This window comes from Pseudobutyrivibrio sp. (assembly GCF_015057185.1).
Taxonomy (GTDB): domain Bacteria; phylum Bacillota; class Clostridia; order Lachnospirales; family Lachnospiraceae; genus Pseudobutyrivibrio.
The window spans coordinates 50,688-74,537 of record NZ_SVEV01000012.1; the positions used below are offsets into that span (position 1 = coordinate 50,688).

Here is a 23,850-nt window from a genome sequence, read left to right on the forward strand (position 1 = left end):
CAATTATGTAAATTTTACCACTTATTATTCCCCGCTTCAATTGTTTTATGTCATTCTCCTAATAATCCTCGCCCTGAGAATTATCTTGTATCTGGTCCTCTGTTTGTTCTTGTTCTTCTGCTTGTGTTTCGTCCTCTAGCGGTGTCTCGTCTTCTGATTCTGTTTCGTCCTCTGATTGCGCTTGACCTTCCGATTCTGTTTCATCCTCTGATTGAGCTTGACCTTCCGATTCTGTTTCATCCTCTGGTTGCGCTTGTTCTTCTGTTTGATTTACATCTTCTTGCCCTTGCTCCTCAAACATATCTTCATATACCGTAAATCCAGACGGTGGCTGTCCGTTAAGAAGAGACTTTAATTTGTCATCCAGTTCATCTTCTGGATGATAATTCTCAAGTCCTTTTTCTACTACTTCCCATCGTTTATGAGCCTGTTCATAGGAATGATACTCTCTATCCTTTTCTGCGAAATATGCTAGAATCGCCATAACAATAATTAGCACAAATTTAATTATCCTAACAGTCTTTTCCCCCTCGGACATTCCGTAAAATAAGCCATTCCACTTATCTGATATTTTTGTTTTTAATTTGCTAATAGAACTTGGAGGGTCAGCGGCAGCCTGCTCTTGCTCAATTCTATTTTTCTCCAGTCTTTCTCGTTTTATATTTTCTAATGCTTGTCGTTTCTCTTCTTCTCTTCTCTTAGCTTGTCTTTCTTGCTGTTCACGCCACCTTTGTTGTGAAGCTTGTCTCCCTTGTTCTTCACGCCACCTTTGTTGTGAAGCTTCCCTTTTTGCTCTCCATTGTTTTAGTTCTTCTTGAAGTTGTCTTTCACGCTCTTCATGAAGTAGTTTTTCATGTTCTTCTCGTAGTTTTCCTTCAAGATCTTCTTGACTTAGCTGATGTCCTAGCATACTAAATAGCTGATGCTGCAAATCTACTTCGGGCGGAATTTCAGCTACTCTCTCCACCTTGCTTGCGACTATTCCTTCACCATTGTTTCTAGCTTTTACCGCAGCCTGTATTTCAGCTATTTTCTTTTCACGAATCAGATTTAAAACAGTAGCAAGCTTTTGTACTGCTTCTATTTGTGCTGCATCATTCTGTGTTACATCATTCTGTGCGGCGGTCTTTTTTATGACATTCACTTTTGTGGTATCAACATCTATTTTTACAGAGTCTATCTGAGTTTTTACAATGGTATCTTGCCTAGGCTCTACAACTGGGATTTTTGGGACTTCCACCTGACTTGCAATACTTTGATTAGCCTCGTTCCCCCAGTTAATTCCAGAAAAACTCATGGATGAAATATCTACAAGTGCCCCACAGCTAGGACACATCAAATGCCCATCTTCTATTTCTTTCCCGCAGTTTTTACATATCATCTCTATTAATCATTCTCCACTATAATCCATATTTATTTGTCGAAGCTCTATCCCATATTATATCAGTCCAAAGAACCACTTTCGAGCCCAATATAACCTTCTAAGGTCTCCGCGTGTCTTGCTGACCTCCGGTTGACACGAAATTTCTACTTTACTTCTTTTTTACGTGTCTCTTTGGTCATCCGTTGACACGAAACTTCTAATCACCTTCATTTTTTCGTGTCTCTCCGGTCATCCGTTGACACGAAATTTCTACTTTACTTTATTTTTACGTGCCTCTTTGATCATCCGTTGACACGTAATTTCTAATTTCCTTCATTTTTTCGTGTCCCGCTGGTCATCCGTTGACACGAATTTTCTAATCACCTTCATTTTTTCGTGTCTCTCCGGTCATCCGTTGACACGAAATTTCTACTTTACTTTATTTTTACGTGCCTCTTTGATCATCCGTTGACACGTAATTTCTAATTCCCTTCATTTTTTCGTGTCCCGCTGGTCATCCGTTGACACGAAATTTCCACCTTACTTCTTTTTTCGTGTCCCGCCGGACTTAGGCTGACACGAAATTCATAATCCCCTTCATTTTTTCGTGTCCCGCCGGACTTAGGCTGACACGAATTTTCTAATCCCCTTCATTTTTTCGTGTCTCGCTGGTCATCCGTTGACACGAAATATCTATTCACTTCAGATTTTATAGACTTTACAATCGAATTTTTTTTCAGTACTACGTGGATAATCCACTATCCAACTGCTATACACGTAAATAATTTATAATTCAAGCTCTGTGTGTATTATCTCTGTTATTTTATTATACATTATTTATATTTTGAGTGTGATTATCTATAATATATCCCTCTTTAGATCACAAAAATGAAAAATAATCCAAATCACTACGTGGATACATCTTCATCATATTATTATCCACGTAGGATTGTTTTTCGGCTTTCTAGTTATGCCACACAAGCCTGAGAGAATCCCTATTTTGATTAAATCTAGTAGTCATCATAGTATTTTATATGATTCCCCCAAAAACGAGAGGCACTTCTAAGTGCCACTCGCTCGTATTATATTCTTAGAATCATTTGTGACATCTAATATTTCCAACGCATAAAATACAAATATCAAATTTAGTGGTATAATAATTTTAGATTATTCATCAGGAGGTAAGACTATGGCAAAACAAGAAATAGAAATTGCTGGTGCTAAGAGGCAGCTTAATATTACCCCTTTTGAGCATCACACAAAATATCATGAAACAGATCAACAGGGTATAATTCATCCTAATAATTATTTGAACTGGCTCGAGGATGCCCGTATGGATTTAATGGATCAGATGGGGCTTGGATTCAAGCAGATGCTTGATATGGAAATCAGTTCTCCTGTCATCTCACAATCCATCGAATACCGTAGCAGTATTAAATTCGACGAGACTGTTATTATCGACACAAAACTGTTGTCATACGATGGTCATAATATGGAAATAGCATATCGTATATACGATAAAGTCACTGGTGAAGACCGAGCTATAGCACGAACTACCCATTGCTTTGTTAATAAATCAGGCACACCTATCTCTATGAAACGTGCCTATCCAGAACTAGACACTAAATTCTTTGAGTTTAAATAACCAATACATATTAAAATGAGCCCTTGGATTTCTCCAAGGGCTCTTAATCAATTCTTTAGTTATTATTGTCCTTTTGCACCAATCTCAAGAAGTAGATTTATAAACTCTACATCTGATTCCTGTACACGAAGGTTTGTCTCGATTTTCTCTCCATTTGGATCTGTGATAGCGATTTCTATAACAGAACCAGGAGTCATTGCCTTATCCTTTGTTGCTGCAAAAAACGGAAGCAGCTTTGGATGATTTGCATTAAATTTTGTAGCTGCTGACTTTACTCTAAATAAATCTGCTGGATTAAATCCCATGATATTATCTCCTTATCAATCTGTTGTTTATATCATATACTTACGCAATAGTTTTCGCAACTCCTCTTCCTTGATAGGCTTTGCTATGTAATCTACAAATCCAAGCTTTTCGTACTCCTCTTTTGCACCTACTACAGCATTAGCTGTTTGCATAATAAGTGGAGTGTCCTTATTAGGATTGTTCTCTAAGCTATCGATGATTGTTTTCAATTCTACACCATCCATACCAGGCATTAGGTGGTCAATGAAAATCAAATCGTATTTGTTTCGCTTAATCTTTTCTATTGCTTCGCTACCACTGATAGCTGTATCCACAACCACGTCTGTGTTGCTAAGAAGCATGGTAAATACTCTAAGGTTGATGGCCACATCATCCACAACAAGTATCTTACCAATAATGTCAAATACTTCCTGTCTATCTGCCACACGTCTGTCACCATTTGGTCCCATAGAGAATATGCCACATGGCTCAACCGTTCTAATTTCCTGTGGAATAACAACAGTAAAGGTAGTGCCCTTTCCAAGCTCTGATTCTACTGAAATGGTACCATCCATCAGTTCAATTAGCTGCTTTGTAATAGTGAGCCCCAAGCCTGTTCCTTCGATTTTGCTGTTATGGAATTCGCCAACACGCTTGAAGGAGTCAAACAAATATGGAATATTTTCTTCTGCAATACCAATTCCTGTATCAGAAACCGCTATACATAGCATCAGCTTTCCACCCATAATATTGCCGTTTATGGAAAGTGTAATTCGACCCTCTGGAGTGTACTTTACTGCATTTGTAAGCAAATTGGTTGTCACCTGAATTATACGCTCTTTGTCACCACGAAGCCTTGCTGGGAGAACGTCGCTCATGTCTACCTCGAATGAAAGCCTGTTAGCCTTGGCTCTTGGTCGAACAAGAGAATAGCACTCTCTTACCATGTCAATCAAATCGTAGTCATCCACAACGATTTCTATCTTGCCAGCGTTTACCTTGGCCAGATCTAAGACCTCGTTAACTATTCCTAGTAGATAGTTTCCAGCGCTGTTAACATCTCGAGCATAATCAAGAATTTTTACTTCTCGGCTTTCTCGAAGAATCATTTTGTTCATGCCCAAAATTGCATTGATAGGAGTTCGCATTTCATGGGACATTCTAGTTAAAAATGCTGTGCTGGCATCTTGGGCTTGAACTGCTGCAAATATATCTCTTTCCATCTGTCTAATTTCCCTAAGGGCCCTAAAATAAGACATGGAAATCATAAATATCAAACCTATTATCAAGATAATTCCGTTCATGGACATAGGCTTGTATACCTTATAAACATACATTTGCAATACACCTGCCGCCATAGCACCAAGTATGCCTACAAATTCCATGAAATATTTTCTAACTCGTCCTTGAATGAAATCTGGAATAACAGTAATGAAATAAAAAGCCATTATCAATCCAAGTGCAATAAAAGCAAATGGTAAAATGCCGCTTAAGTCAGTTTCGTTTGCGAATTGTAATATCAAACCAGCAACAGCTACGAAAATAGATAGCACCGCTAATATCAAATAAGGGATTCGATATCTTCCCTCTTGAAGCCGATCAAAATACAAAGCAACAGCAAAAGCCAGCATGATTAGGCTCAAATATGTCATATATGAAATCAAAGAAATATTCGGCACAAAAAACTGTCTACAAGCGGATTCAGCTAAGGACCATATGCCTGCACAAATAACCGACCAGCCGGCAAAGAAAAGAGGTATTAGCTTTTTGTAGGCAATTCTCACCGAAATACCAATAATAAATGCTATAAGACCTAGTACAATCAAAAACAGTGTAAGCAGCAGCGTATACCGCTCTTTGTCATATATTGTTCTAATGATTCCCGTCTGTGTACCTATAGCAATTTCATCTAGAACACCAGAGTAATTATTTGATCCAGAAAATCTTATTGAGATAGTTTTCCCATTATCCTCTTGGTACAAAGGTATAAACAAGGCAATACCTGGGCTGTTGCTACCAAAGAGTCTAGTTTCTGCTGTGGAATAACCATATCTCCAGCTTCCATCCACAAAAACTTCAACATCCTGCTTGGCAGAATTGAAGGTCATGTATAAATCATTGCCCTCAGGCATTTGAATTGTATTTTCTATTACAAAATCAGCACCCGTCTCAGGTGTGTAGCTTCCTGGAATTTCTATTTGTTCCCGGGTTCCATCCTGGTATACTCTAGTCCACCCTTCGCAGTAGGTACTGTAATCTAGCGGTACATAGTTACGTTCATCTGGTAAAAGCTGTTCTCCAATCAATAGGAGCACTATTACAAAAATAAATAGCATTACCCCTATGGACACAACCATTTCATAAACAAAGCTACTAGTTTTTTTCATATCTCACTCCCCAAATCGTTAGTTTCTATCCAGTAATACTCCCCTGTGTTTAGCACAATACTAATATTATTATAAATTTATGCTGGTGCTAAAACAACAAATTACGAAAATAGTCACAATTTTTTCCTATAATAAGCCTAGTTAGTGGATTTTATGGAGGACACATTATGGCAAGTTCTGAACAAATCGCAAAGGAATATTATGATAAGGGAAATAGTTTGCTTCAGGCCAATGATATTGAAGCAGCTATAGACAACTATAATATGGCCAAATCAATTTATGAAGAATTGCAGGAACATCACCAATACATAATGACACTACGCGGTCTTGCAATTTCCTATGGCATTATGGCCTTTGACTCAAAAATGCTATATAAGTGCCTTGATGCATTGAACTACATAGATAAATATAAAATCAAAGGGGCAAAGCATTATTTTTACACCATAATCTGTAATCGTTACATGGTATTAGGTGATTATGATAGCGCTGTCAATTATGGCAAAATGGCATTACAGGATTTGGAAGACCATGGCACTGAATTTGATAACCAACCAAAGCCTTATCTAGTTGCTTGCCTTAATTTAGCCTATGCCTATCTACATATAAATAGGTACAACGAGGCTGAGCTCTATTTGAAACGAGCCATGGAAATTGCCCAGAAAAACGATTTGCACAATCATGATTTGAGCATCTCTGTACTTAATGCAAGTCTCCATCATAAAATCGGTGATAACCAATATGTATATGACAATATTGACCAGCTAGTATCAACGATTCAAAGCTATGGAATTAATATCAATGATTATCTAGCAGATTTAAAATTGTTGGTTGAGACCTTCTGTAGCATGAAGGAATTCTCCCGAGCTGAGGCTGTGGCTGCCAACTTGAAATCCTACGGAACTATTGCAGGAAACTACTATCTGATACTAGAAGCTACGAAGCTTTACATGATGGTATACAAGGCCAGCGGCGAGGAAGAAAAATACCATCAGGTCTGCGTTGATTATGCAGAAAACTCTATTTCACTGCGCAATACAGAAGCAAATAAACATCTATTAGAGATGGACACTGCAATCGCTTTGTCTATTGCAGATACTCCAATCGAATTACTATAATTGTTTATTATGAAGAAAAAAAGACAAATCCTAATAATAATCATATTTGCATTAGTTCTTTTTACTAAAGCAGAACTGGACTCAAATCCTTCCATCAGAGTTTTGGCTTCTATCATCGACTTCTCTGAGTCTACGCTTACTAGCCCAGACTATCTGGCTTATGGAATTGACTTGAAGGACTTATTCAGAAATTATACCAACTCTGATATTAGTTATTCAGGTACTGCATACATTAAAAGGGTTAAGGGTTTTCCTTATTCTGTTAGCGGAAGCATCCAGGGTGAGCGTTCCGTTTCGCAGGAAAAATTTTCATGCCAATCTGACCTTACTGTGTTAGTTTTAAATGTTGGAGAATTGGATGTTTATGCTGATGACGATACCATCTACTTGGTTGCACCAATGTTAGGTGATATTTCCTATGGTTTTGACACAGGTGAGAATTTGTTCCAGCAAGCACCAAACCTTAATAACGACATTACCCAGGAATGGTTCCACAACAATAAAAAGAACATCTGGAACTTCGTACAAAAAATCGACATTAAAAAAACTGATCAAATATATGTTGATGAAGATGGAACAGAGAGCAATGAATACAGCATTGTTGTTCCTGAAGGCGAAGGTGATTTCATATGGGATTTGCTAGGTGCAGAACCACCTGATCATGACATAAAGCTCTCTCTTTTCCTTGATAAATACAATCACACTAGAAAGGTTGTATTTGATTTATCATACAAAACAGAGGGTGCCTATATTGCTTTCTACGGAAACAACTGTAGCACTATGGAGATTTACTCTCCTCTTCCTGACGATGAATCTGTTACTGTCACTATAAAAAGAAACGGCGAGAATAATTATACTAACGCTTACACGAATAATATTACTTATACCATGGCAGATGGTCAGACCTACTCCATGGATTGTAATGGTTATTTAAATACAAATGACGAATATATCAAACTCGAGGTTTCAGATATTACAATCTGTCACGACAAAGAGGTTTTAGCTGAAGGTCTTATTAAATGTAGAATCAATTCAGAAGATACTATGGATGACGTTTTTGAGAGTGCAGGCGTTGACCTTTCTGGTGTAGAAGTCATTGATTGGGCTACAATAAAAAATGACACCGCCTCTTTCGTAGACGATGTCATATTACAAGCTCGTAAAAATGTAGATATACTTGATATTTTGAATTAGTCTTCGGATTCAAATTTACCTAATATCTTGTAGAGAATAGCATAAAGTTGTTTTGATTCTTCGGCAGTAAGACAAACACATTTGCCCATCTTAGCAGGTATCGCTGATGCCTGCTTTTTTAATGCTTCTCCTTCTGATGTCAATGTAATAATGAGATTTCTCTCATCATCCTTAGATCTGATTCGCTTAACAAATCCCTTTTGCTCAAGTTTTTTAAGAACAGGTGTTAATGTACCTGAATCAAGGAATAGCTTTTCTCCAAGGGCCTTTACTGTAATTTCCTTTTCTTCCCAAACAACCATCATAGTAATGTACTGGGTGTATGTAAGATCAAGTGGATCCAAGTATGGCTTATATCTCTTTACTATTTCTTTTGAACACGCGTAAAGCGGAAAACAAAGCTGATTTGAAATTTTTAAGCAATCAAATTTATCGCCCATTATATACTCACCTCTTAATTTAATTATAAGTTTTTAGACACGAAATCGACGATAGCTTCCTTTGGTACGAATCCAACATTCATGTCTACTTTCTCTCCATCCTTCAAGACAACGAGAGCAGGAATGTTCATTATCCCATATTCTCTAGCAAGATCTGGATTCTCATCTGTATCAACACTGTAGAAATTAGCCTTACCTGCTAACTCCTCAGATACAGTCTCAAGTACAGGTGCAAGCATCTTGCATGGTCCACACCAAGTAGCGTTGAAATCTAAAACTGAAACTCCTGATTTATCCATTGAATTGAATTCTTCTGTTGTAATTTTCTTTACCATAATAATATATATCTCCTTTCAAATTTTATCAAATTAAATTGTAATATTAGTTTATTATTTATTATTTAGGCTTGCAAGATAAGATACTGCTGAAAGTGCAGCTACATTTCCTTCACCTGCAGCTTTAATATACTGATAAGGTGTACCTGTGATATCACCACAAGCGTATAATCCCTTGATATTGGTAGCCATAGATCTGTCTACCTGAACATGATTACCATCCATTGTAAGTCCTGGAACAAGCTGCGATGGAGCAACCTGCTCTCTTAATATGAATACACCATCAGCTGTATATGTATCACCATCAGTCTCCAGTGCATATCCAGTTTCCTGTCGAACAATAGCAGCTGGTTTAACGTCAAGCTCAACTTTGATATTACCGCCAAGCTTTCCTACATATTCATACTGTGGTAAATATGTAACACTCTCTGCTCTCTCTGCAAGGAACTTTGCCTCTTCTTCATCAGCTTCAGAATAAGCAATGATGATTGCTGTCTTTCCTTTGTATAATGCAGCATCGCATGTAGCGCAGTAGCTAACACCTCTACCTAAATTTTCCATTTCTCCTGGAAAAGGCTTCATAGCGCTCATTCCAGCAGCTACGATAACTGATTTGGCCTCGTAATCACCACCGTGGCACTGTAATGCAAAATAATCACCCATTGAATATACTGCATTAACCTTGTCATCAGTAATCTCTACGCCCATTGACTTAGCATGATCTAAAAATGTTTTAGCCATGTCAGCTCCAGGAATGTTTGGTAATCCCAAATAATTCTGTATTGTATGAGCCTTAGCAACCTTGTCTGATGTGTTGCTGCTGCCAAGTAAAAGAACTGTTTTATTTCTTACTTTTGCTGTAATAGCTGCCTCTAAACCAGCAGGACCTGTTCCAATAATTGCAATATCAAATCTTTCCATCTTAATAACCTCCACTATGACAGATAAAAGATTGTGTACAACCCTTTCTTATGATTTGATTGTACACAATCTAATTGTGTTTGTCAATAGTGGATTTTTTATTTTTTAAATAGTAAATGAATCCTTGATTTCTCTAAGCTCATCAGAGTTTGCTTCAGTCTCTCCTACTACTTTCACTACTCCATCTGAAAGGTTTGCAACATCAGTTGCCTTCTCAGCTACAGTTGTTACGGCTGCAGCAGCCTCACCTACAGTTCTTGATATTTCTTCAACAGACTGTGAAATCTCAGTAGTTGATTCCTGTAATTCATCAATCTTCTCTGAAATATTATCCATTGTTTCTGAGAAATGCTCAGCATCAAGCCTATAATCGTCTGCCATTTTTAGGAATGACTCATAATCAGAGGCAACATCGTTTTCGATGTAGTCCATTGTTCTTTTGAGACACTGATTCATAGATGAAACTGAATCCTGTACCTCGGCCACAATTTCCATAATACCGGCAACTGTGTCGCTTGACTGTGTAGCCAATCCACCAATTTCTGTAGCAACTACAGCAAATCCCCTGCCTGCCTCACCAGCGCGAGCTGCTTCTATAGAGGCATTAAGAGCAAGCAAGTTGGTCTGGCTTGCAATATCCTGAATAGCAACTGCCAAATCATTAATCTTCTCAACAGCCTTTGATTTCTCCAAAGCCACCTGACTCTGGCTATTGATTTCATCGTAAATACGCTCGTTCTTCTGTTTAGCTACAACCGTATCATCGTATACGCCATTAGCCTTCTGTTTGATTTCCTTAGCATTTTCAGCACCATTTTTTGCCTCTTCAGCAATAACTTCTGCATTTTCTTTTATGGATGTAGTTCTCTCGCTGATAACATCTGTTGTAGCTGATGTCTCCTGCATGCTAGCTGCAAGCTCTTCAGATGTGGCAGAATTGTCCGCATTAGCAGAATCTATATCCATAGTGATATCTTTTAATCTAAGTGCATGTCCCTCTAAATCAACAGATGTGCTGGCAATTCTTTCAACAATATCTCTAAGACTCTGTTCCATGCGATCAACTGCACGAGCCATGACGCCTGTCTCATCCTTCTTGTGCACAAGGTGTTCAATGGAATCATTAGCCGAAAAGTCTAAGTGCCCAACATTTTCAATTACAGATGTAACAATTCGAATTGGATTTGTAATACCCTTGGCTGAAATTACACCAATAACAAGAACTACAACACCAACTATGATAGAGAATAAAAACCCTAAGGTTTTAATTTGGTTAATCTCTGCCATTATTTCTTTGTCATCAGCAACACAAACGCATACCCATCCGTTAGATTCTATTACTTTATAAGCACTGTATTTCTTAACTCCGTTCTCATCAACGTAGCTTGAAATACCTGCAGGCTCATAGCTAGAACCAGCCTGAATTTTCGAAATTAACTCGTTGATTGCAGCATTTGTAACCTTAGTACCTATCTTGTCTTCCTTTTTATGATATAAAAAGGTTCCTTCATTATTAATTACGTATATGTAGCTTGAATCAATGCCATTAAGTCCTTTCCCGTCAAAGATAGGCTTTAGGTTTTCATATGTTGCAGCTGCTTCGCCTTTATCAGCAACATCAAGCTCAACAATTTCAGCACTAAGTGTAGCTAAATCCTGCATATTATGCTCATTAACTGTCTGAATGGTCTTCTTAGCCTGTGGCACAATATAAAACATATTTAGCAATATAAAGGCAACAACACTGATAATAACAAGAGCTAAAATCTTAACTAGAATTGAGTGAATATTGAATTCGGTTCTATTTGTTTTCTCTTCCATATATTGACTCCTTTAAAAAATAAACACACTAAGCGATTCTATTGTAAACACCATGTATGTCATTTCCGTGAAAAAATCAACACATTTCTTTGAATAAATTAAATCCTAATCGCCTAAAAAAACTCCTAGGCACAAGACCTAGGAGTTAAACATTGAATTCACTACTGTAAAAGCTTCTGAACTAAGTTCTCTTCACTATTCATTTGATTTTTTAAAGCCATGTTCTGAGCAGCTCCAACGATACCGCTTGACTTCATTTTAGTCACTGACTTATAGAAATCAGCATCCTCCTTAGCTGCCTGTGCAGAGGTAATATTCTCCTCTGTATTGTTATTAACAGAATATGCAGCCTCAAGACCGTTGGTCTGGGCACCAATCTGGCTACGCATTGAATTAATAGCATCAGATGTGCTATCAATAGCGCTAGTAGAGATAGTATCAGGATTTCCAGATACGTCAAAATTCTCTAACTGATTAGCAACAGCCCTAGCATCAGTTTCTGTGATAGACATGCTGGCTGTACCAGTGTAAATGCTAATATCTCCAGATGAACCATCCAAAAGATTCTTGCCATTATACTGAGCCTGGTTGATAGTCTGATTGATTGTGGCTACGCTCTGCTCATTTGCCTCCTGAAGGATAGCTCTATCACTGTCTGAATACAAACCATTCATGGCACGAACTGTGTTTTGCTCAATATCTCCTAAAGAATCAGAAATATTAGATAAAGCACCATCAGCGATATTAGTGGCATCTATACCATATGAAATATTCTTGCTGCCTGTGGATAATGACTGAGCTTCCTTTAAAAGCTTCTGTGATATTGAAAGAGCCACTGCATCGTCAGCAGCTGTATTGACCTTTTTACCAGTAGAAAGCTCTTTGCTAGCCTTTTTCTGCTGATGCTCTGTGGTCTTCATGTTATTAATCGAATTCTGATATTTTGCAGTATTAATATTAGATTGAACTACCATATTACCTCACTCCAATCCTCTTCGTTGAATAATCGTTATATGTTGCAATATCATCTCATTTTCTGTCTAAATTATAACACCTAGTTTATATTATGTCACGTGATTGTTTTGTGAAGTTCAATTGCACAGTATCTAGGAATCGTTTAAAATACTACTTGTGTGCATCAGCACTGATAAAAATAGAGGAGAAAATGTATGAAAGAATTTTTAAAAAGAAAAAACATCGAAATATCTGTTAAACGATATTTAATAGATGCCCTTGGTGCAATGGCACAGGGTCTATTCTGTTCTCTGCTCATTGGTACAATCATCAATACAGTAGGAACACAATTCAATATAGGATTTCTAACTACACCTGTTGCTGTTGTAGCCGGTGTTGAATATACAGTAGGTGGTCTTGCTGTTGCAATGAGTGGTCCTGCTATGGCAGTTGCCATTGGATATGCTCTTCAGGCACCTCCACTTGTATTATTCTCATTAATTTCAGTTGGTTTTGCATCTAATGCTCTTGGTGGTGCTGGCGGACCACTTGCAGTTTTATTCATTGCAATTATTGCTGCAGAAATAGGTAAAGCAGTTTCAAAGGAGACCAAAATAGATATTTTAGTTACACCACTTGTTACTATTGCTGTAGGTATTGCACTTGCCGCATGGTGGGCACCTGCCCTTGGCAAAGCTGCCAGCTCAGTAGGTACACTTATTATGTGGGCTACTACAAAGCAGCCATTTATCATGGGTGTCCTTGTTTCTGTAATCGTTGGTATTGCACTTACACTTCCTATTTCATCTGCTGCAATTTGTGCTGCACTTTCCCTCACTGGTTTGGCCGGTGGTGCTGCTGTTGCAGGATGTTGCGCTCAGATGGTTGGATTTGCTGTAATGAGTTTCAAGGAAAACAAAGTTGGTGGACTCATTTCACAAGGCATCGGAACTTCTATGCTTCAAATGCCAAACATCATCAAGAACCCACGCATTTGGATTTCGCCAATTCTTTGTTCTGCCATCACAGGTCCTATTGCAACATGTCTATTTAAAATGGAAATGAATGGCGCTGCCGTTTCATCTGGTATGGGAACCTGCGGCCTTGTTGGACAGATTGGTGTCTACACTGGTTGGGTTAACGATGTTGCTGCCGGCACAAAGGCTGCAATCACAGGCTTCGACTGGGCAGGACTCATTCTCATATGCTTCGTCCTTCCAGCTGTTTTATGTCCACTCTTTAATATGGTGGCTATGAAGCTTGGTTGGGTACATGAAGGTGATATGAAATTAGATTAATATTATAGATATAGGAAAGGCTTTCCCACTCTTATCAGGGAAAGCCTTTTTACTTTAATATTACAATGCCTCATCAATTACTTTCTTTAAAGTATTTGCTGATTCCTGCAATGCTTTAATTTCATCATCGCTGAGGTTGATTGGAACTGAACCAAGCACGCCCTCTCTACCAACAATAGCAGGCATACTAAGTGCTACTCCATCAATGCCAAAATCTCCATGCTGAATGCTAGAGATAGGAAGGATTGATTTCTCATCTCTGATAATAGCCTCGCAAATTCTACGAACACTCATTGCGATGCCGTAATATGTGGCACCCTTTTTCTCGATGATTCCATAGGCACTGTTTTTAACATCATCAGCAATTCTCTTCATAGAATTTTCGTGGTCAAAATGTCCTCTCATCTCACAGAAATCATTTAGTGGGATACCTGAAACATTAGCACTAGACCATGCAGCTATCTCACTGTCCCCGTGCTCACCAATAATAAATGCATGAACTGAACGGCTATCGATTTCTAGATGCTCACCAAGCAAATATTTAAGTCTTGCTGTATCAAGAACTGTTCCTGAGCCAAACACTCTATTCTCTGGGAAACCGCTAAGCTTTGCAGCTGCGTATGTAAGAATATCAACCGGATTAGCAACGATAAGTAAAATACCATCCTTATTGTACTTGGCAATCTCAGGAATAATTGATTTGAAAATTCCTACATTCTTTTTAACTAAATCAAGTCTAGTCTCCCCTGGCTTTTGTCCAGCACCTGCTGTTACAACCACAACTGCTGCATCAGCAGCATCCTTATAATCCCCTGCATAAATCTGCATAGGCTTTGCAAAAGGAAGACCATGGCTGATATCTAATGCTTCACCCTCAGCCTTTTCCTGATTCACATCAATTAGTACCATCTCCGAGAACAATCCGCTCTCCATCAAAGCAAAGGCTGAAGCTGATCCAACAAAACCACAACCTACAACAGCAACTTTTCTTTCATTTAAAGTACCCATTCTAAGTCCTCCTTTATGATTCTCTTTCTTAATTACAAGTATATCCTACCATGTAAATTCTATGTTGTGTGTGGTTCTAACAACATTTTGACTGAGAATATTTATCATTATCTCTATTTCTCATCCACAACCTGGAAGGTCAAGAACTTAAGATAGTAGCTCTCATCTGCTGCCCAGAGGATTGGATGGTCTGGAGCCTGTGTACGGAACTCTACCTGACGAAGACGCTTGTGAGCTGCTTTTGCTGCCTGCCCAATTACCTTGATAAATAAATCCTGTGTCATGAAGTGTGAGCATGAGCAGGTAGCAAGGTATCCTCCGTCCTTTACGAGCTTAAGTCCCTTCATGTTAATCTCACGGTATCCCTTCATGGCATTTTTAGTTGCCTCACGAGATTTGGTAAATGCAGGTGGATCAAGAATAACTACGTCATATTTCTCACCAGCCTCTGCAAGCTTTGGTAGCTCATCTAAAACATTTGCCTGCTTGAACTTTACAGTAGAATCAAGTCCATTTAGCTTCGCATTTGCGGTAGCCTGTGATACTGCAAACTCGGAGATATCTAGACCTGTGACCTCTGCTGCACCGCCAAGACCTGCATTGAGAGCAAATGTACCCATATGTGTAAAGCAGTCAAGCACCCTCTTACCCTTGCACAATCTCTGGATAGAAAGTCTATTGTATTTCTGATCAAGGAAGAATCCTGTTTTTTGTCCATTAACAACGTCAACCATGTAGTGAACACCATTCTCAACGATTTCTACATTGGTATCAAACTCATCCCCGATAAATCCCTTGTATGGAGCCAAGCCTTCTTTTTTGCGAACTGCTGCATCGCTGCGCTCATACACGCCACGAACGCTAAATCCGTCAGCTATCAACATTTCCTTAAGGAAATCTACAATCTTTAATTTGAATCTATCGATACCAAGTGCAAGAGACTCTACAACAAGAACATCATCATATTTATCAATAACAAGCCCTGGCAAGAAATCTGCCTCTCCAAAAATCACTCTACAGCAATTCAAATCCTGCTCAAGTAATACGGATTTACGATATTCCCATGCATTCTTAACACGCATACGAATAAAATCATCATCTATTAACTGTTCCTTGTCACGGGTCATCATACGAACTCTGATTTTAGAATTAGTGTTGATAAAACCACGCCCCATCATATACCCATCAAAGTCATGGACAACAACAATATCTCCATTTTCAAAAGTCCCCATCACACTATCAATCTCATTATCAAAAATCCAAGCGCCTCCTGCCTTGATAGTACGACCTTCTCCCTTTTTCAATGTAATAATTGCTTCTGCCATTTATAACTCCTTTAATCTCACAATAAAAATCTAGTACTATCATATCAAAAAAGGCCCTAAAGAGAAACAAGTCTCTTTAGAGCCGTATTATTAAATTAACCCTAAGTGAACAAAAGCATTGTAAAGACCATCCTCAGAAACAGCATCAGTAATATAATCTGCTGCATCTTTTGCTTCTATTCGACCATTTCCCATGCAAACGCTGTAATTGCAATATTCAAACATTGGAATGTCTATCTGAGCATCGCCAAAAGCTATTGTATCCTTAATGTCAGCACCTAAATAATTGAGTAGTACATCGATAGCATGAGCTTTTGTAATATCTTTAACACCCATATCTCCGAAGAGAACCGACTCTCCTGCACCACCCCAGGTACCATTTTGTAAATCAGGAAACTCTTTGCAAGCATCAAGATAATCCTGATATGAATTTAATGCATAGCTTACTTTGTTAACATCGTCTCTGTAAAGCTGTCCGCCATATATCAGCCCTGGAAAAAGCTCCCTAACTGTTGCATTAGGTTGTTCCTTTCCTTTTATAGCAACATACTTTCTGACTGCTTCAAGTGCTCCTGTCTCAAAATTCTCGCTGGCGAACAATCCATTATTGCTCTCCAGATAGAATTCTAATCCCCTTGAGTGGAGCCAATCTACAATGTGTTTACACTGCTCTAGTGTAATCAGCTGATGCATTATCACCCTATCATCAGACTCTACGAAGCTGCCATTTCCACCTATCATGCCATCTAAGCCAATGTCCCAGATATTGTCATATACCTCTGCCTTACTACGACCAGTTGTAATGTAAACTCTGTGACCATTTGCTCTAGCTTTTCTGATGGCATCTACTGCGGAGGCAGGTAGACTATTGTCATAGTCCACCAATGTGCCATCCACATCTAAAAATATTATTTTTGACATTATAATGTCTCACCGTTAGAAGCGATAACCTGCTTGTACCAGTCGAATGACTTCTTCTTTCTACGAGCAAGTGTACCTGTTCCGTCATCATACTTCTCTACATAGATGAAACCGTATCTCTTTGCCATCTCACCTGTTGAAGCACTAACAAGGTCGATGCATCCCCATGGTGTATAACCCATTAAATCTACACCGTCTTCAACAGCCTTTTTCATCTCTGAAATGTGCTTTCTAAGATAATCAATTCTATAATCATCATTGATTGAACCATCAGCCTCAATCTCATCACGAGCGCCAAGACCATTCTCAACAACCATGAGAGGTATACGATATCTATCGTAGATTTCGTTGAGAGAATATCTAAGTCCCTGTGGGTCAATCTGCCATCCCCAATCAGAAGCCTCAAGGTATGGGTTCTTTCCACCTGCAATAAGGTTACCCTCACCCTTATTAGCCTCTGGATCACCACTGATGACATTTGACATGTAGTAGCTGAATGTATAGAAATCAACAGTACCCTGCTTTAAGATTTCTTCGTCGCCTGGCTCCATCTTGATTGTTACTCCAAGTCTGTCCCAAATGCTCTGTGAGTATGCTGGATACTCACCACGAACCATAACATCTGAACAGTACCAGTTAACTTCTCTCATGTGCTCCTGATTTGCAATAAGATCAGCTGGATTACATGTTGCTGGGTATGATGTAACGAAGCAAATCATGTTACCCATCTTGTACTCAGGATAATTGTCATGAGCATACTTTACAGCCATAGCTGATGCTACAAACTGATGATGAAGTGCCTGGAATCTAGCCTGTGGATTGTCTGGTACTTCTGTAATAGGACCAGAATAACCCTTTATTGTTCCTGTTGAAAGAACAGCGCCCATAGGCATTGTTCCAGCATTGATTTCGTTAAATGTAAGCCAATATTTTACCTTGCCCTTGTATCTAGCAAAGATAGCCTTGCAGTAGTTCATGAAATACTCAATAAGCTCTCTGCCTTCCCAACCGTTGTACTTTTCTACAAGAGCATAAGGAAGCTCATAATGAGAAATTGTTACGAGTGGTTCGATGCCATGCTTCTTGCAGCAATCAAATACCTTGTCATAGAATGCAAGTCCAGCCTCATTTGGCTCTGACTCCATTCCTGTAGGGAAAATTCTTGTCCAGTTAATAGATGTACGGAATACCTTGAATCCCATCTCTGCGAAGAGGGCAATGTCCTCTTCGTAATGATGATAGAAATCAATTGCCTCGTGTGAAGGATAAAGTGTTCCTTCCTCGATAGTAGTTGTCACTCTCTTTGGATTAGTGTGACTACCACTTGTACACATATCTGAAACAGATGCACCCTTACCATCTACATTCCATGCTCCCTCAAATTGATTGGCTGCAACAGCGCCTCCCCATAAGAAATCCTCTCTAAATGTTCTCATTATGTGCCTCTCTTTCCTTTTAATAAATTGAATCTAAATTATAACAATGTAATTAAATCATTGCCAATTTCTACTGAACTAGCGTCTGTAGGAATAACGTCTGCATAAGCAGTTGTGTTTGTAATAACAACTGGTGTTACTACTGAGTATCCCTCACCCTTGATAAAGTCCATATCGAACTCAAGTAAAAGATCACCCTTCTTAACTGTATCGCCCTGCTTAACCTTTGGAGTGAAGCCCTTGCCGTTAAGCTGAACTGTATCCATACCTACATGGATAATAACCTGTGCACCCTTAGTTGTTGTAATACCGATTGCATGACCTGTAGCAAAGAATGCTGTAATCTCGCCATCAGCCGGAGCGTATACCTTGCCTTCTGAAGGAACAATAGCAATACCCTTACCCATTGCCTCTGAAGCAAATACCTGATCCTCTACATCTGTAAGAGCCTTAACCTCACCCTTGATAGGTGCAGCAATTGTCTCGCCGTTAACTGTTGCGTCTGACTTAATTTCCTTCTTAGCAGCTGGAGCATCATCCTTGTAGAATACTAACTCTACGATGAAAGCAGCTACCATACAAACCATTGTTGTAATAATTGCAAGCACCATTGCTGATGTGTCTTTTGTTTCTGAATTTACATATGCAGGATATGAGAAAATTCCCATACCAGCCATCTGGTAAGCCTTTACGCCCATTGAGCAAAGGAATGCACCAGCAACACCTGAAATAACGCATGTGCGGAAGAATGGAGCCTTCTTTGGAAGTGTAAGACCATAAATAGCAGGCTCTGTTACACCAGCTAAACCTGAAACTACTGCAGCTGGAGCGAGTGACTTAATCTTCTTGTCCTTAGTCTTGAGCCAGATACCAGCAACAGCACCTGTCTGAGCAAATGTTGTACCAACCATAGCTACAAGAATGATATCCTGACCTACTGTTGAAAGGTTTGATAATGCGATTGGTACAAGTGACCAATGAAGACCAAACATAACAAGTATCTGCCAGAAGAAACCAACTACAGCACCCATAAGGATTGGGCTGATTTCGTTAATTGTGTTGAAGAATAATGCAAGGATATTTGCAAGCCAGCTTGATACAGGTCCGATGATGAAAAGTGTCAAGCAGTATGTTACGAACATTGTAATAAGTGGTACTGCAAATAACTTAATTGTATCTGGAACAATCTTCTTTACAATCTTGTTCTCAAACCATCCAGCAAATGCTACTGCTGCGATGATTGGAATAACTGAAGATGTATAGTTTCCTGAAGGTGGCATTGACACTGGAATACCGAAGAGTGATGTGATTGCGTGAGCACCATCTGTAAGGTATGGATAAACAAGTGCAAGTCCAAGTAATAAGCCTTCCATCTCAGGAATCTTGAACTTCTTAGCTGCTGAAACACCAAGGATTGGTGGTAAGAAATAGAATGCTGCGTCGCCAAGTGAGTACAAGAATGTATATGTAGAACCTGCGTCTGACATAAGTCCTGTAGCTGTAAGGAGTGCTAATACACCCTTTAAAATACCACATGCACAGAGCACACCAAGGAATGGAGTGAATACGCTAGTGATGATGCTGATGAATGCATTAAAAGGATTCTGTTTAACCTTCTCTCCTTCTTCATCTCCGCCACCAGCTAATGCTGATTTGCTCTCAAGATGACCAACGCTTACTACTGCATCGAATACCTGTGGAACATGGTTTCCAATAACTACCATGTACTGTCCACCTGACTGGATAACAGTAACGATTCCGTCTGTTGACTTAAGGATATCTGTGTTTGCAATGCTCTCGTCCTTAAGCTTGAATCTAAGTCTAGTAATACAGTGTGTAATACTAATAATGTTGTCTTTTCCACCCACATTTTGGATGATTATGCGAGCTAATCCATCGTATTTGCTTGCCATTTTTTTTACCTCTCTTTGTTTTAATTAATAGTTTATCTTTTTCAGACCCTGCGCACAGATCTGCAAAATTCAAATAAAAAAACCCGCACAAAACTATAGAGAATCTCCCTCTATATATTCTGTACAGGTTTAGCCGACTCAAACGCCGTAACTATCCTTTAGTTACATTTCTTCTATCTGTAATTCGAGAAATATGCATTGTCAAATAAAGCATTTCCTCGTCGGTAATTTCGTTTGGAAATTTTGATTCCATGTAGCTTTTGATGCGGCTGGCACATTTATAAGCCTCTGGAAACTTTTTAATCATCATGTTGAACATCTCAACATTGTCCGCTGGATAAAACTCCTTTTTCTCAGCACGCTGTAGAAAGTATTTCAGATGAGTAATGAATCTCTCATATGAAAGTGTATTTTCATCCAACTCTGTATTGAAAGTATATTTTACAATACTAACAATATCGCTAATTACTTCTGATGTTTCAAGTGTGTGATGCATATTGCCATCAAGCTCTGCATTAACAATATGAAGGGCAAAGAACCCTGCCTCATCATCTGGAAGTGTAACTCCAAGTTTTTCCTTTATCATGCCAAGTGCATGACATCCAATGCTGTATTCTATCTTGTAGAAATTCTTGATTTCCCAAAGGAGTTTGTTTCTAAGTACAGTACCTTCTTTTGCTCTCTCAATGGCATATCCAAGGTGATCTGTAAGGGTAATATAAATATTGTTGCTAAGGCGCTTATTTAAAACATTGCCAGCATATTTAATAATTTCATCCGCTACCTGAATCTGTTCGTAAGGCATCTCGGAAACCAGCTGTTTAAACTGTTCGTTTGGCTTTTCCATGACGAACGTTTTTTCAATTTTGCTCTCATCAAGCTCATCACCTGTTTTCTTCTGAAAACAAATACCGCGCCCGGTATAAACGATTTCATTCCCCTTGTCATCGATGGCCAAGGCTGCATTATTATTCAAAATCTTTATAATTTTCATTCTAGCATTTCTCTTTAAAATTATTTTCCCTTAAAATAAAAAACGACCAAATCGTTCCTATATATAATAACACATCCACCCTGGATGAATAAAGGACGATTCAGTCTTGCCTGCCATACAGTAACAACCCGAACTTGTTTTGTTTACATGTTTACTTTACATAGATTTGCCCCAAATGTAAAGCCCCCAAGGCCATTTTTTACGTTATAGCAAATAATATGATACACATTTTGTTTACATTTCACAAAAATCCATTAAAAACCACCACTCCAAAAATTGGAGTGGTGGTCGTTTCATTCATTTACTCTTGAATATCTGACTCAATTTTAAATCTTGCAAGTTCATCATTAATTGCAAGAGCGGAATCAGAAACAGAGTTAGCAACAGTTTCTACACCTTGACTTTCTGTCGCAATCTGATTTGCGCTCTCCGTTAATGTATAAATAGTTGCTGTGATTTCTTCTGAACTAGCTGACTGTTCCTCAGATATAGCCGCAACAGATGATGCAATATCATTTACCTCACCCATCATACTAATCATATTCTTCATAGTATCTGCGGCGCTATTCAGGTCATCGTAAATCTTATTAAAGCTTGTACCAGCCTTTTCTACCGCTTCTCCACTCTCATTAATAGAGTCGGTATTATGCTGTGACTTCTCTGCCAAATCAGAAATAAGGCCTGTAATCTGTCTAATGATGTCTCCGATTTCTTTAGCTGCATCCTGAGAATTTTGGGCAAGCTTTCCAATTTCGTCTGCAACTACCGCAAAGCCCTTACCTGCCTCACCAGCACGAGCTGCCTCAATAGAAGCATTAAGTGAAAGAAGGTTTGTCTGTTCAGCAATAGAATCAATCATCTGAACAATGTCTGTAATCTGCTTTGCAGAATCACCAACAGTTACAACTACATCATTCATCTCACCCATTGATTCTGTAATTCTAGCCATATTCTTCTGTACCTCAGTCATATCTTCCTGACCAATTTTTGCCTGATCTACTAGAGCAAGCATAACATCATTAGTAGAATTACCGTTATCAGTCAAATCAGATACAGCATGTGCTAAATGTGTTGCATTTTCAGCAAGCTCTCCAACTGCATTGGAAATATCGTCCATAGTCTCCTGAATCTGTCCCATAGATACAGATTGGTCACCTGCCTCTGTGCTCATCTTGCCTGAAGCATTCTTAGAGGTCTCAGAATCCTCTTGGAGCTGCTCAGCCTTACCTTGAATAGAGCTAATAGCACCATTCATAATCTGGACGAAACGATCCATTTCTTTACTGATAAGTCCAATCTCGTCACCCTTGTCCTTTGGCATCTTTGTTGTGAAATCACCATCAGAAATACGTAAAATACTATTAGACAAACCTTTGACTGGTTTTGTAATAACTTTGTTAATTGTAACAAGGATAACAGCCACAATAACAATTATTAATAAAATCATTACAGTAAGAGAAATCAGCATAAAATGATTAGCATCTGCCATAACATCATCTACTGCAACAGAAGAAATCAGTGTCCATGTTGTACCAGGAATATTGGCTGCACTAACGTAATAATCTGTATTTGTTGAATCCTGATTAATGACAATAACTTCATCAGAACCACTTTCCACAAATGACTTTACTTCTTCAAGATATTTACTACCTGACTCTGATACTAAAGTACCGTTAAGGTTAGCATCAAAATAAGAAATAATACTATCCCCATCAAGTACCATAGAACCACCTGTCTTCATAGGTGTTAGTGTGCTAACATCCTCCTGAAGTTCTGTTAAGAATACATCAATAGCTGCAACACCAAATTCTCCATTATAGAAATTTATATTTCTTACAAAAGTAACGCAAATCTGACCGTTATTGGCATCTATATATGGTTCAGTGCAAACGAAGGTTTCCTGATCCATTCCTTGCGCGTACCAGCCTCGCTCAGTAGGTCTCCAATCATCTGGCTGAATCTGATGATTTGCAAAGAAATAAGAATCATCTGAAAATCCAATATAGATTCCTGTGTTTTCAATAGCATCATAATCTGCAGAAGGCTCTATATACTTAAGCATAGCATCGTGATCTTCAAAATACACATTTTCCAAAGTATCACAATACTGACCTGCCTTTGCAGTTAATTGTTGAATCTCAGCACCTAGAGTTTTAGCGTTTGATTCTCCTTCAGCTTTCAAATCCATAAGAGAAATCTCTGTAATAACAGCTCTAGCATTATAGGAAATAAAAACTATAATACCTGCAATACCAATCACAACAATTGGTAGCAAGGTTAATAACAAGGTTTTACCTATACCCCTTTTAACCTTTACTGTAGAATCTTGCTGCTTCTTTTCCCTTGCCATCTAACGCACCTCCAAGATTTATGATAATTTCATTTAAATTACTACACGGTCATTAAATGTATCATACACCCTTGCACAATTTGTATGCACAATTTCACAAATTATTCTTCCATTTCACACTTTTTTAATATTGTGATGTGGCATA

General features: G+C 38.6%; 19 protein-coding genes. 4 read left to right on the forward strand and 15 right to left on the reverse strand.

Annotated elements, in window-relative coordinates; translation table 11 throughout:
- Positions 1-58: 58 nt before the first annotated feature.
- Positions 59-1,381 carry a zinc ribbon domain-containing protein gene (locus E7276_RS06445; protein WP_294215213.1) on the reverse strand — a complete coding sequence of 441 codons (1,323 nt, stop codon included), beginning with the start codon at positions 1,379-1,381 and terminating at the stop codon, positions 59-61.
- Positions 1,382-2,552: 1,171 nt separating this feature from the next.
- Between E7276_RS06445 and E7276_RS06450 the strand changes: the two genes are divergently transcribed.
- The gene (locus E7276_RS06450) at positions 2,553-3,008 is read left to right on the forward strand and encodes an acyl-CoA thioesterase (protein WP_294215216.1); all 456 of its coding nucleotides are present in this window, start codon (positions 2,553-2,555) and stop codon (positions 3,006-3,008) included.
- 62 nt (positions 3,009-3,070) lie between these two features.
- Here the strand turns inward: E7276_RS06450 and E7276_RS06455 are convergent, their stop codons facing one another.
- A complete protein-coding gene (locus E7276_RS06455; protein WP_294215219.1) occupies positions 3,071-3,313 on the reverse strand; it encodes a hypothetical protein in 243 nt (80 codons plus the stop codon).
- Positions 3,314-3,340: 27 nt separating this feature from the next.
- On the reverse strand, positions 3,341-5,680 hold the full coding sequence (locus E7276_RS06460) for a hybrid sensor histidine kinase/response regulator (RefSeq protein ID WP_294215221.1): 2,340 nt from the start codon (positions 5,678-5,680) through the stop codon (positions 3,341-3,343).
- Positions 5,681-5,847: 167 nt separating this feature from the next.
- Between E7276_RS06460 and E7276_RS06465 the strand changes: the two genes are divergently transcribed.
- Both E7276_RS06465 and E7276_RS06470 read left to right on the forward strand, forming a co-directional pair.
- Positions 5,848-6,795 (forward strand): tetratricopeptide repeat protein, encoded by a 948-nt coding sequence (locus tag E7276_RS06465; RefSeq protein WP_294215224.1) that lies wholly within the window; start codon positions 5,848-5,850, stop codon positions 6,793-6,795.
- 9 nt (positions 6,796-6,804) lie between these two features.
- Positions 6,805-7,989 carry a hypothetical protein gene (locus E7276_RS06470; protein WP_294215226.1) on the forward strand — a complete coding sequence of 395 codons (1,185 nt, stop codon included), beginning with the start codon at positions 6,805-6,807 and terminating at the stop codon, positions 7,987-7,989.
- Here E7276_RS06470 and E7276_RS06475 read toward each other — a convergent pair.
- From E7276_RS06475 to E7276_RS06495, 5 genes are all read right to left on the reverse strand, one after another.
- Positions 7,986-8,429 carry a MarR family winged helix-turn-helix transcriptional regulator gene (locus E7276_RS06475; RefSeq protein WP_294215229.1) on the reverse strand — a complete coding sequence of 148 codons (444 nt, stop codon included), beginning with the start codon at positions 8,427-8,429 and terminating at the stop codon, positions 7,986-7,988. The two genes, E7276_RS06470 and E7276_RS06475, sit on opposite strands and share 4 nt — an antisense overlap.
- Positions 8,430-8,452: 23 nt before the next feature.
- Positions 8,453-8,764 carry a thioredoxin gene (gene trxA / locus E7276_RS06480; protein ID WP_294215232.1) on the reverse strand — a complete coding sequence of 104 codons (312 nt, stop codon included), beginning with the start codon at positions 8,762-8,764 and terminating at the stop codon, positions 8,453-8,455.
- Between the two features lie 54 nt (positions 8,765-8,818).
- Positions 8,819-9,685, reverse strand: coding sequence for an NAD(P)/FAD-dependent oxidoreductase (locus E7276_RS06485; RefSeq protein WP_294215238.1), 867 nt, complete (start codon positions 9,683-9,685; stop codon positions 8,819-8,821).
- Between the two features lie 105 nt (positions 9,686-9,790).
- Positions 9,791-11,506 carry a methyl-accepting chemotaxis protein gene (locus E7276_RS06490; RefSeq protein WP_294215240.1) on the reverse strand — a complete coding sequence of 572 codons (1,716 nt, stop codon included), beginning with the start codon at positions 11,504-11,506 and terminating at the stop codon, positions 9,791-9,793.
- Positions 11,507-11,667: 161 nt separating this feature from the next.
- The gene (locus E7276_RS06495) at positions 11,668-12,480 is read right to left on the reverse strand and encodes a flagellin (protein WP_294215243.1); all 813 of its coding nucleotides are present in this window, start codon (positions 12,478-12,480) and stop codon (positions 11,668-11,670) included.
- A 195-nt stretch (positions 12,481-12,675) separates the two neighbouring features.
- Here E7276_RS06495 and E7276_RS06500 point away from each other — a divergent pair, with 195 nt between their 5' ends.
- Entirely contained in the window at positions 12,676-13,758 is a 1,083-nt protein-coding gene (locus tag E7276_RS06500; protein ID WP_294215245.1) for a PTS transporter subunit IIC, read from the forward strand.
- A 60-nt stretch (positions 13,759-13,818) separates the two neighbouring features.
- Here the strand turns inward: E7276_RS06500 and E7276_RS06505 are convergent, their stop codons facing one another.
- The 7 genes from E7276_RS06505 to E7276_RS06535 form a co-directional block, all read right to left on the reverse strand.
- Positions 13,819-14,766 (reverse strand): L-lactate dehydrogenase, encoded by a 948-nt coding sequence (locus E7276_RS06505; RefSeq protein ID WP_294215248.1) that lies wholly within the window; start codon positions 14,764-14,766, stop codon positions 13,819-13,821.
- Between the two features lie 113 nt (positions 14,767-14,879).
- Entirely contained in the window at positions 14,880-16,091 is a 1,212-nt protein-coding gene (locus E7276_RS06510) for a class I SAM-dependent rRNA methyltransferase (RefSeq protein WP_294215251.1), read from the reverse strand.
- 90 nt (positions 16,092-16,181) lie between these two features.
- Positions 16,182-17,012 (reverse strand): Cof-type HAD-IIB family hydrolase, encoded by an 831-nt coding sequence (locus E7276_RS06515; RefSeq protein WP_294215253.1) that lies wholly within the window; start codon positions 17,010-17,012, stop codon positions 16,182-16,184.
- Positions 17,012-18,448 carry a glycoside hydrolase family 1 protein gene (locus E7276_RS06520; protein WP_294215255.1) on the reverse strand — a complete coding sequence of 479 codons (1,437 nt, stop codon included), beginning with the start codon at positions 18,446-18,448 and terminating at the stop codon, positions 17,012-17,014. The genes E7276_RS06515 and E7276_RS06520 overlap by 1 nt, the downstream gene beginning before the upstream one ends.
- A 38-nt stretch (positions 18,449-18,486) precedes the next feature.
- Positions 18,487-20,361: a beta-glucoside-specific PTS transporter subunit IIABC gene (locus tag E7276_RS06525; protein WP_294215257.1), complete on the reverse strand. Its 1,875-nt coding sequence runs from the start codon at positions 20,359-20,361 to the stop codon at positions 18,487-18,489.
- 151 nt (positions 20,362-20,512) lie between these two features.
- Positions 20,513-21,355 carry a BglG family transcription antiterminator LicT gene (gene licT, locus E7276_RS06530; RefSeq protein WP_294215262.1) on the reverse strand — a complete coding sequence of 281 codons (843 nt, stop codon included), beginning with the start codon at positions 21,353-21,355 and terminating at the stop codon, positions 20,513-20,515.
- Positions 21,356-21,656: 301 nt separating this feature from the next.
- Complete coding sequence (locus E7276_RS06535; RefSeq protein ID WP_294215265.1) at positions 21,657-23,705, reverse strand: methyl-accepting chemotaxis protein; 2,049 nt, start codon at positions 23,703-23,705, stop codon at positions 21,657-21,659.
- Between the last annotated feature and the right edge of the window lie 145 nt (positions 23,706-23,850).